The sequence below is a fragment of the Pseudomonas sp. Soil_N_39 genome (assembly GCF_057655955.1).
This window is the reverse complement of sequence record NZ_JBDGLI010000001.1, coordinates 240,539-249,858: the sequence shown is the minus strand read 5'-3', so window position 1 is coordinate 249,858 and position 9,320 is coordinate 240,539. Positions and strand designations below refer to the sequence as shown.

At 61.2% G+C, this 9,320-nt stretch carries 13 protein-coding genes; 5 read left to right on the top strand and 8 right to left on the bottom strand.

The window, feature by feature from the left end:
* Positions 1 to 51: 51 nt before the first annotated feature.
* Genes AC3A5O_RS01005 through AC3A5O_RS00980 form a run of 6 tightly spaced genes read right to left on the bottom strand, consistent with a single transcriptional unit; the run spans position 52 to position 4,288 of the window.
* Positions 52 to 1,731 carry an ApeI family dehydratase gene (locus tag AC3A5O_RS01005; protein ID WP_305469392.1) on the bottom strand — a complete coding sequence of 560 codons (1,680 nt, stop codon included), beginning with the start codon at positions 1,729 to 1,731 and terminating at the stop codon, positions 52 to 54.
* Positions 1,728 to 2,273, bottom strand: a complete 546-nt coding sequence (locus AC3A5O_RS01000; RefSeq protein ID WP_122565343.1) for a COG4648 family protein — start codon at positions 2,271 to 2,273, stop codon at positions 1,728 to 1,730. The genes AC3A5O_RS01005 and AC3A5O_RS01000 overlap by 4 nt, the downstream gene beginning before the upstream one ends.
* The gene (locus AC3A5O_RS00995; RefSeq protein WP_030140951.1) at positions 2,270 to 2,524 is read right to left on the bottom strand and encodes an acyl carrier protein; all 255 of its coding nucleotides are present in this window, start codon (positions 2,522 to 2,524) and stop codon (positions 2,270 to 2,272) included. Before AC3A5O_RS00995 ends, AC3A5O_RS01000 begins: the two co-directional genes overlap by 4 nt.
* A gap of 9 nt (positions 2,525 to 2,533) precedes the next feature.
* Positions 2,534 to 2,794, bottom strand: a complete 261-nt coding sequence (locus AC3A5O_RS00990) for a phosphopantetheine-binding protein (protein WP_122565344.1) — start codon at positions 2,792 to 2,794, stop codon at positions 2,534 to 2,536.
* Entirely contained in the window at positions 2,775 to 3,584 is an 810-nt protein-coding gene (locus AC3A5O_RS00985; RefSeq protein ID WP_305469394.1) for a lysophospholipid acyltransferase family protein, read from the bottom strand. The genes AC3A5O_RS00990 and AC3A5O_RS00985 overlap by 20 nt, the downstream gene beginning before the upstream one ends.
* The gene (locus tag AC3A5O_RS00980; protein ID WP_122565346.1) at positions 3,560 to 4,288 is read right to left on the bottom strand and encodes a beta-ketoacyl synthase chain length factor; all 729 of its coding nucleotides are present in this window, start codon (positions 4,286 to 4,288) and stop codon (positions 3,560 to 3,562) included. Before AC3A5O_RS00980 ends, AC3A5O_RS00985 begins: the two co-directional genes overlap by 25 nt.
* 352 nt (positions 4,289 to 4,640) lie before the next feature.
* Here AC3A5O_RS00980 and AC3A5O_RS00975 point away from each other — a divergent pair, with 352 nt between their 5' ends.
* Positions 4,641 to 5,411, top strand: coding sequence for a ParA family protein (locus AC3A5O_RS00975; RefSeq protein WP_014336219.1), 771 nt, complete (start codon positions 4,641 to 4,643; stop codon positions 5,409 to 5,411).
* A 124-nt stretch (positions 5,412 to 5,535) separates the two neighbouring features.
* Here AC3A5O_RS00975 and trxC read toward each other — a convergent pair whose 3' ends face one another.
* Together trxC and ycaC are read right to left on the bottom strand one after the other, a co-directional pair.
* Entirely contained in the window at positions 5,536 to 5,958 is a 423-nt protein-coding gene (gene trxC, locus AC3A5O_RS00970) for a thioredoxin TrxC (protein WP_122565348.1), read from the bottom strand.
* A 173-nt stretch (positions 5,959 to 6,131) separates the two neighbouring features.
* Entirely contained in the window at positions 6,132 to 6,758 is a 627-nt protein-coding gene (ycaC, locus tag AC3A5O_RS00965) for an isochorismate family cysteine hydrolase YcaC (protein WP_018603387.1), read from the bottom strand.
* A 207-nt stretch (positions 6,759 to 6,965) separates the two neighbouring features.
* Between ycaC and AC3A5O_RS00960 the strand changes: the two genes are divergently transcribed.
* From AC3A5O_RS00960 to AC3A5O_RS00945, 4 genes are all read left to right on the top strand, one after another.
* Positions 6,966 to 7,871, top strand: a complete 906-nt coding sequence (locus AC3A5O_RS00960) for a LysR substrate-binding domain-containing protein (RefSeq protein WP_205929588.1) — start codon at positions 6,966 to 6,968, stop codon at positions 7,869 to 7,871.
* Between the two features lie 249 nt (positions 7,872 to 8,120).
* On the top strand, positions 8,121 to 8,399 hold the full coding sequence (locus tag AC3A5O_RS00955; RefSeq protein WP_305469397.1) for a hypothetical protein: 279 nt from the start codon (positions 8,121 to 8,123) through the stop codon (positions 8,397 to 8,399).
* Positions 8,400 to 8,565: 166 nt separating this feature from the next.
* A complete protein-coding gene (locus AC3A5O_RS00950) occupies positions 8,566 to 8,862 on the top strand; it encodes a type II toxin-antitoxin system HigB family toxin (RefSeq protein WP_305469399.1) in 297 nt (98 codons plus the stop codon).
* Positions 8,859 to 9,260 (top strand): helix-turn-helix domain-containing protein, encoded by a 402-nt coding sequence (locus AC3A5O_RS00945; RefSeq protein WP_305469401.1) that lies wholly within the window; start codon positions 8,859 to 8,861, stop codon positions 9,258 to 9,260. The genes AC3A5O_RS00950 and AC3A5O_RS00945 overlap by 4 nt, the downstream gene beginning before the upstream one ends.
* The last annotated feature ends 60 nt before the right edge of the window (positions 9,261 to 9,320 follow it).

Genomic DNA, 9,320 nt, shown 5'->3' with positions numbered 1-9,320 from the left:
GCGGTGCGACGTTTCGCTAAATCCCCTCGCCACAGGAGCACCGCGGTGCAATCAGTCATCGGCCATCCCCAACACAATCCGCCCGCTGGAACAGGCCGCCGTGGCGTTGCGATAGGCAAAGTACAGCTTGCCGCGTTCGCGGTCGAAGCGCAGGTGCAGTTGGAGCTCATCGCCAGGGCGCACCAGTTGCTGGAATTTCAGCACTTCCATGCCGCCGAATCGGGGCGGCAGGTCCAGCAGTTGCTGGCCCAGGCTCAAGGCCCAGTCGACCTGCACCACGCCGGGCAATACCGGAGCGCAGGGGAAGTGGCCGCTGAAGTACGCAAGGTCAGGCGGCACGACCAGTCGCAGGTTCCATTCACCGTCGGTTTCGACCTGCTCCAACACTTCGGGGGCTTTGGGGCGTGGCGCCATCAGCAGCGCCTCGACCTCGGCCTGGGGCAGCTTGCCCTGGGCGTTGAGCGGCAACTGTCGCAGCCAGCGCCAGCGCCGTGGCAGAGCGAGGGTTTCGCAATGTTCGCTCAGGTGCCGGCGCAGGCCCTCGGTCACGGCGCGCCGGCCCTGGTTGCGCAAGGCCCGCAGGCCGGCGTCGCTCAGCACCAACAGCGCGCCGAGGGAGGCGCGACTCTCCTGTACCACCCCCAGCCGTGCTTCGCTGACCCAGTCGTGGGTCACCAGCGCGTGTTCGAGCATGGGCAGGGAGATGCGTTTCTCTTCGAGCTTGACGATACGGTCCAGTCGCCCGAGCAGTTCGAAGCGGCCATCTTCGGCAATCCGCGCCGCATCGGCGGTGTGCTCCACATGCCCGACCGGCAGATAGGGCGAAGCGATCAGCAAGGCGCCGTCGCTGTCCTGGCTCAGTTCGACGCCGGCAAAGGGTTGCCACAATCCGCCACCCTGGCGCCAGGCGATACCGCCGGTTTCCGAACTGCCGAAAATTTCCGTCGGCCATTGTCCCAGGCGTCGCTGCAGGCTTTGCGCGGCCTCGGTTGGCAAGGCGCCGCCGGAGGAGAACACCCGACGCACGCTGCTCAGGGCCGGCCAATCGAGGTTATCGCCCATGCGCTTGAGCAACGCCGGACTGGCGACCCAGGCGAACACCGGTTGCTCGCGGCTGGCGCGTTGCAGGTCTTCGGGGAAGGCCAATTGCCGACGCACAAAGGTACGCCCGGCGCACAGCGGCCACAGCACCCGGAACAGCAGCCCGTAGATGTGCTGGGTGGCAACGCTGCCGATCACGCAGGCCGGGCCCAGGTCGGCGCCCCACAGGTGTTCCAAGGCCTGGACCTCGTTACTCAACTGCCGCAGGGTTTTCTCGATACGCTTGGGCTCGCCGCTGGAGCCGGAGGTGCACAGGCTCAGCCAGCACTGATCAAGGTCCAGTTCGGCGGCGTCCATCGGCGTCTGTTGCAAATCGCCGGGATGGGTGTCGCCGGGCTGGTCGGTCAGCCACAGGTCGACGTCCGCAGCCCAGCGCTGGCGTGTCTGCGCTTGCAGGTCGGCGGGAAGCAGGACCCGTACCCCGGCGCGCCAGGCACCGAGCAGGGCGATGGCCAGGTCGGCGGCATCTTCCAGGTGCACTGCCACATGGCGCACGCCCCGGGCTTGCAGGCCGGCCGCCAGGCGCAGCGCCGCGTCCCGCAGTTGCGAATGATCCAGCGTCGGATCGACCGCGACGGCGCGTTCCGGCTGAGCCCTGAGCAACATCTGCTCAAGTGTTATCCAATTCATGGGCGGCCTCTTACCCGTTGTCGTATGAGCCATTCAATGGCAAACAGCAGCCCCATCAATCCGTAGGAAATCAGGCCGGTGTACAACATCCACCAGCTCAGCGGCGCCCAAAGGGTCAGGGCGGCGGCGAGCAAACCGTTACACAGGAAAAACACGCTCCAGGCCACTGTGACCTGACGCGTATACACCACCGCCTTGGCCGGCAACTGCGGTTCACGCAGGCGGGCCAGGCGTTCGATCATCGGCGGGCCGTATTTCAGGCTCAGGGCGAACAGCCCGAGCATGAACGCGCTGATCAGCACCGGGTACCAGCGCAGCAGGAGCGGGCTGTCGAACAGCGCAAGCAACACACAAAACACGATCGCCGTCGCCGCCATCCAACGGCTGCCGGCGCCGCCCTCGCCCAGCACTGCCCGGGCCAACCACAGGCTACCCAGCAGCAGCCCGAACTGCCACGGGGCGAAATGCTCCATGCCGAAATACACCGCAAAGGGGTACAGCAGGCCCGCCAGCAGCAGGCCGAGGCCAATCAGCCGGGTCATGCGGCCGGTTGAACCAGTCGATAGACCGCCTCGACCACGTCATTGACGGTGCGCACCGACTTGAATTCTTCGGCGGCGATTTTCTTGCCGGTCTGGCGCTTGATGTGGTCGATCAGGTCGACCGCATCGATGCTGTCGATTTCCAGGTCCTGGTACAGGTTCGATTCCAGCGTCACGCGCTCGGGGTCCAGCTCGAAGAGCTCGACCAGAGCATCACGCAGGGTGTTGAAGATGTCGTCGCGAGTTTGCATGGTCCGGTCTCAGGCTTCTTGTTTTGCACTGACGAAGGCCGCAAGGCTCGCCACATTGCTGAAATGATTACGGGTGTCCTTGGCGTCGGCGTCGATCTTGATGCCGTACTTTTTCTGGATCGCCAGGCCGAGCTCCAGGGCATCCACCGAGTCCAGGCCCAGGCCTTCGCCGAACAGGGTCTGGTGGTCGCCGATGTCGTCGATGCCGATGTCTTCCAGGCCGAGGGCGTCGATGATCAGCTGTTTGATGTCACGGTGCAGATCGCTCATCTTCGGCGAGCTCCTTGATGTAATAGTGATGCAAAAAATCGTTGAGCCTGCGCGAGGCCTGGGGCGGCGGGCCGAGCGCGGCGAACGCCTGTGGATCTATATCGGCCCCGACGTGAAAACTGAAGTGCACGCGGCACAGAGGGATGCGATACCAGGGTTCAGCCTTGGTCAGGGTCGTGGGGTTGACCTTGATCGTGACGGGCGTGAGGATTTTCGCACCCCGCAGGGCGATGGCCGCGGCCCCCCGATGAAAGGCCGGCACCTGGCCTGGCTGGGTGCGCGTGCCTTCGGGAAAGACGATCAGCGCCTGGCCCTCTTGCAGGGCGTCGCTGGCGGCATCGAGCATGTCCATGCTGCCGTCATTGCTGATGTACTGGGTCGAACGCAATGGGCCCCGGGTAAAAGGATTGTCCCACAGGCTTTGCTTGACTACGCAGTTGGCGTCGGGCACCAGCCCGATCAGGAACACCACGTCGATCAGCGACGGGTGATTGGCAATGATCATCTGCCCGGGGCGCCCGAGCCGTTCGGCGCCGTCGATCTGGTAGGTGAGCACGCCGGTGCGGGCCATGAAGCGGATAAAGAACCAGAACAACCGCCCGACGGTGCGGCGGGCCCTTTGTCGGTGGGCCTGGGCATCGCCGGGCAGCCAGGCCAGCAACGGAAAAACCAGCAAACGCAGGCACAACCCGCCCAGCCCGAACAGGGCGAAGCTTGCGGCGGTCGCGACCAGGCGCCAGTAATAGGCGTCGCGATGTTTACCGGTCACCGGTTGCGTTGCCAGGTCCATACGCGATTCTTCCAGGCATGTTGGCAGGTGGTTTCGTTGTTCAGCAGGGTACGCAATAGGTCCAGGGCATGGGGCCAGTCGTTGCCATGCAACTGGCCGGCCTGCGCGGACAGGTCCAGTTGCCAGTCATCGCCCGGGGTCAGCAGCAGGCCCACGGCATAGGGGAATGGCACGTCATTGACCCACGGTGCGTAGACCTGCGGCGGTTGTTCTTCGGTGATCACCAGCAACACCGCCGGCGAGCCCTCATTCAGTAATGCGGCGGCTTCCAGCACACCGTGTTCCAAGCCGTCACCGGTAGCGGCCAGGGCAGTCATTTCGCTGGTTTCGCCGCGCATGATCGACCACAGGCCAATCACGGCGTTGTGCACCGACAGGCTGAACTGGGTCGGCGACAAGGGCTGGTCGGCTGCCAGGTCCTTGAGAATCTCGAAAGTGCGCGGGGTTTCGCCGTGACGGGAAATAAAGACCAACGGTAGGTCCGGCCGATCCTCGGCCAGTGGCCAGCCGACGCTGAAGGCCATCCGCGCCAGGCGGCTGAGGCGCCGACGCTGCATGGCCGGCAGGAACGATACGTCAGGGGCGGCGTCGCTGGCCGGCAATACCACCGGCTGTCGGCTCCATGCCTGCCAATCGTCCACGCTTTCGAGCCCAGGGGCCCACGCGCGCCATTGGGCGATATTGAAATTGATCACAAACTTCATCCCACCCCTGCGGGCTTTTATTGTCACGGTTCAGTGGTTTGACCCGCGTCCAACCCTGCATGGTCTTGCGACCCAAGTGGCGCGCATTATCCCGGTGCGGTTGGCTTGTAGCAAATACTGGTTACATTTTGCCCAGCAAAATGTACGGGCCGGTCCGCTCAATGCCAGGGCTTGGACCATTGTCGTGATCACCGTGAGCGTGTCTGCCGGTTGTTTCTGTCATTGCCCCGGCAAAATTGACGCCTGAATCGTTGGAAAAGCCACTGTTGCTGTAGTCCTTCTACCCAGAAGGTAGCTAAGCGGTGTCGCGGCCTACTACACTCGGGAATCTTTGATACACGGAGGTTTTGACATGCGGCGTGTGGTGTTCAATCAGAAAGGTGGCGTGGGCAAGTCCAGCATCGCCTGTAATCTGGCGGCAGTCAGCGCCAGCGAGGGCTATCGCACGTTGTTGGTAGACCTGGATGCCCAGGCCAACTCCACTCAGTACCTGACTGGCTTGACCGGCGATGACATTCCCATGGGCATTGCCGACTTCTTCAAGCAGACCCTGTCGTCCGGGCCCTTCTCGAAAAAGAACAAGGTGGATATCTACGAAACGCCGTTCGACAACTTGCATGTCATCACCGCCACGGCGGAGTTGACGGACCTGCAGCCCAAGCTCGAGGCCAAGCACAAGATCAACAAGCTGCGCAAATTGCTCGAAGAGCTGGAGGAGGATTACGACCGGATTTACCTGGACACCCCGCCAGCGTTGAATTTCTATGCGGTTTCGGCGTTGATCGCCGCTGATCGGGTGTTGATCCCTTTCGACTGCGACAGTTTTTCCCGTCAGGCGCTGTATGGCCTGCTGGCGGAAATCGAAGAGCTCAAGGACGACCATAACGAAGGCCTGGAAGTCGAAGGCATTGTGGTTAATCAGTTCCAGGCTCGCGCCAGCCTGCCACAGCAGATTCTCGACGAACTGATCGCCGAAGGCCTGCCGGTATTGCCGGTGTACCTGAGCAGTTCAGTACGCATGCGCGAATCCCACCAGGCCAGCCTGCCGCTGATCCATCTCGACCCACGGCACAAGCTGACCCAGCAGTTCATGGAGTTGCATAGTTTGCTGGAAAGTGCCTGATAGACAGGCTTATACAAGTCCACTGTGGGAGCGAGCTTGCTCGCGATGGCGGTCTGACAGTCGATGCAGTATTGACTGATACATCGCCATCGCGAGCAAGCTCGCTCCCACACAGTGCTTTGTTTTAAATCCCCTGGCTACGCAACCAACCCATCAACTGCGGCAACGGCAGCGCCCCACTCTGGCGCGCCACCTCCCGGCCATCCTTGAACAGGATCAGGCTGGGAATCGAGCGGATCCCCAACTGCGCCGACAACTGCTGGTTGGCCTCGCTGTCGAGCTTGGCCAGCCGGCATTTGCCCGTCAGTTGCGCGGCGGCCTGTTCGAATACCGGCGCGAAGGACTTGCACGGCCCACACCAATCGGCCCACACATCTACCAGCAATGGCAGGTCACCCTTGATCTGGCTGGCGTAGTCGCCTTGCTTGAGTTCGAACGGTTTGCTCAATAACACCTGGGCCTTGCAGCGCCCACACTTGGGCTGGTCGCCCAGGCGTTCGGCGGGTATGCGATTGAGCCCGTTGCAATGGGGGCAGGGGATCAGCATCAGGTCAGTCTCCAGGAAAAATCATTTACAGATTGAACACTATATAGAAATCACCACAAAAACCTGTGGGAGCGGGCTTGCTCGCGATGGCGGCGTATCAGTCAATACTGCATTGACTGTCAGACCGCTATCGCGAGCAAGCTCGCTCCCACAAGGGTAGATCGGTGTGGCTATTACTTGGCGTTGGTCAGCGTGTTGTAGCTGGTCATCAGGTTGCGGTAGTCCGGGATGTGGTTGGAGAACAAGGTCGCCAGCCCTTCCACGTCGTTGCGCCAGTCGCGGTGCAGTTCACAGGCCAGGCCGAACCAGGTCATCAGTTGTGCACCCGAGGACGACATGCGGTCCCAGGCCGATTGACGGGTCAGTTCGTTGAACGTGCCGGACGCGTCGGTGACCACGAACACTTCGAAACCTTCGGCCAGGGCCGACAGTGCCGGGAAGGCTACGCAGACTTCAGTGACGACGCCGGCGATGATCAGTTGCTTCTTGCCGGTGGCCTTGATCGCCTTGACGAAATCTTCGTTGTCCCAAGCGTTGATCTGACCAGGGCGAGCGATGTACGGCGCATCCGGGAACAGGGTCTTGAGTTCGGGCATCAACGGGCCGTTGGGGCCGGTTTCGAAGCTGGTGGTGAGGATGGTCGGCAGTTGGAAGTACTTCGCCAGATCAGCCAGGGCCAGCACGTTGTTCTTGAAGCGGTCCGGATCGATGTCGCGTACCAGGGACAGCAGGCCGGCTTGGTGATCGACCAGCAGAACGGCGGCGTTATCTTTGTCGAGACGGTTGTAGGAAGTAGTCATGGCGTAGCCCTCATTAAGTTTTGGTTGCCGAAGGTTTCGGCGTGGTTAAGGTTTTTAATGTCGGTGTAGCGATTGATCGGTGACTCATCCGGTCGAAGCGCTTCGGCTTCAAACCGTGTTGCGTTTCGATGGGTGTAGATTAAAACTGGTACCTTTGAAGCGCTAGACTGCAAAAATCCGCCTTAGCGTTCTATTTGGAGAACGATCATCGAAGACCTCAATACGCTTTACTACTTCACCCAGGTGGTCGAGCACCGTGGGTTCGCCGCCGCGGGCCGGGCGCTGGACATGCCAAAGTCCAAGCTCAGCCGGCGCATCGCCCAGTTGGAAGATCGGCTCGGGGTACGCTTGCTCCATCGCACCAGCCGCCACTGCACGTTGACGGAGATCGGCCAGGCCTATTACCAGCGCTGCCTGGCGATGCGGGTCGAGGCCGAGAGCGCGGCGGAGGTGATCGAGCGCAACCGTTCCGAGCCCCAAGGGCTGGTGCGCATCAGTTGCCCGACGGCGCTGCTCAACAGTTGGGTCGGGCCGATGCTGACCCGCTATATGCTCAAGTACCCACGGGTGGAGTTGTTCATCGAGAGCACCAACCGCCGGGTCGACCTGATTCACGAAGGGTTCGATATCGCCTTGCGGGTGCGCTTTCCACCGCTGGAAAACACCGACATGGTCATGAAGGTGCTGAGCAACAGCACCCAATGCCTGGTAGGTAGCCCGGCGTTTCTGGAGTGCTTGTCTTCACCGGCCTCCCCGGCGGACCTCAACGGCTTGCCCAGCGTGCACTGGGGCGCGGCGCAGCGGGAATACCAATGGGAGTTGTTCGGCCCGGACGGCACCCGCGCGCTGATCCGCCATGAACCGCGCATGGTCACCGACGACCTGCTGGCCCTGCGTCACGCCGTGCTGGCAGGCATCGGCATCGCTCACCTGCCCACCGTGGTGGTGCGTGAGGACGTTGCGGCCGGGCGGCTGGTGGAACTGGTGCCAGGCTGGACGCCCAAGTGCGGGATCGTCCATGCGATCTTTGCCTCACGACGTGGGTTGCTGCCGTCGGTGCGTACGCTGATCGATTTTCTCGCCGAGGAATTCAGCCACAGCGATATGGCGTAGGGCAGGCGCTCTTGAGTGAGCGTGCTTCTGTGGGAGCCAAGCTTGCTCGCGATGAACGATAACGCGATCTTCCGGTAGATCGTGGTGCCTTCATCGCGAGCAAGCTCAGCTCCCACAGGCTTTTCACCGATCTTCCTTCCGAGTTTCGCCAAAGGTATCCAAGGCTGCCATTCATCAGGTGCGCTGCACTGAAAAGGTGTCACGGCCTCAAAAAGACACCACGTACCTGTTTGCAACCCAGGAGGTCCCATGAGCCATCCTCAAGATCCAACCACGCCCCAGGCAGTGGACAACCCCAATGACGACGGCTTCGTCCTCGGCACCGCCGGCCGCGACGAAGATCCCAACGCCGCTCCGTCCTACGCCATCGACCGCCGCCACGACCGGGATGAACTGACCCCTGAAGACGTCCGCGGCATGCCCGGCTATCCCGAGGAAAAGCCACCTGCCAAACCCAAGGAGAAGGGGGTTGAGGAGGCAGAACCGGGGATCGAGACGCCTGAGCAGGGGAACGATAAGGTTGGATGAGCAGGACTCATATCTGCTCACATTTCTTACCGAGACCTAAAGCTTTTGGCGACTAGGCTGGAAACCAGCAAGAGCTGACCATTTGTCTAACTGGCGCTATCGCAATTTGCGATGCGCCAGATTTGTGGTTAACTTCCTCCATAGCAAAATGCGATAAGGACGTTGCATGCATGTGATCACTGAGAAACGCATTTGGGAGGCCAAGGAGAAATGGCCACATTCAGCGAATGCGTTGGATCAATGGTATCGGCTGATCAAGCGTAATAGCCCGGCAGATTTCGCAGCGATGAAATCCATATTTCCGGCAACCGATAAGGTCGGTCCGCTGCATGTGTTTGACATCGGTGGAAACAAGTTGCGGCTGATTGCGGTGATTCGATACCGAGCGCAGCGTCTGTATATCAAATGCGTGCTTGACCATCGGGAATATGACAGAGGCAAGTGGAAGGAGCAAAAGGGATGAGTGCACTGATCGAACAAGTCGCCGCCCATTGGGAGTTTGTGTCGCCCCTGCTGCGTAAGCCCAGGAGCGAAGAGGATTACGACCGGTTGGCTGCAGCGCTCGATGAATTGTTGGAATTGGTTGGCGAAGAAGAAGCCCATCCGCTGATGAGCCTGGTGGACATCATCGGTGAATGGATCGAGGCCTGGGACCATCAACACCGGCCGATGCCCAAGGCCACTGGCGTTGAGGCGCTTCGTTATCTGATGCGTGAACACGGTTTGAGCCAGAGCGATTTGCCGGGCATAGGCACCCAGTCGGTGGTGTCGGAGATATTGAGCGGCAAGCGCCAGCTCAATTTAAGGCAGATCCGCTGGCTGGCGGAGCGCTTCAGCGTATCGGTTGAAACCTTTATTTGATGGCTTGGCGCGCTGTGGCGAGGGAGCAAGCTCGCGCTCGGCTGCGAAGCAGTCGTCGCT